The sequence below is a fragment of the Nocardiopsis lucentensis DSM 44048 genome (assembly GCF_000341125.1).
Classification (GTDB): Bacteria; Actinomycetota; Actinomycetes; order Streptosporangiales; family Streptosporangiaceae; genus Nocardiopsis; species Nocardiopsis lucentensis.
In genome coordinates this window covers 1-207 of record NZ_ANBC01000409.1, presented here as the reverse complement: position 1 = coordinate 207, position 207 = coordinate 1, and the positions used below count along the sequence as shown (strand labels likewise).

Sequence of the window (207 nt, the reverse complement as noted above, 5' to 3'; positions counted from 1 at the left end):
CCGCCCTCGGGCAGGTGGCCGAATGGCTCGGCGAGGACCTGACCACCGCCACGGCACGCCAGACGGCCCTGGGAGGCCGCTCCGGCGGGAAGCCAACGAAGCGGTCCGAGATGCCGCTCCCGCTGGACCTGCGCGCCTCGGAGGCCGCGGCCGTGCTCCGCTCCACCCTGTCCACGTGGGTCCGCCTCGTCGCCGCCGACGGGGCCA

General features: G+C 76.8%; 1 pseudogene. It reads left to right on the top strand.

Annotated elements, in window-relative coordinates:
* Positions 1-14: 14 nt before the first annotated feature.
* A pseudogene (locus D471_RS34445) lies at positions 15-207 on the top strand (hypothetical protein); the annotation flags it as partial.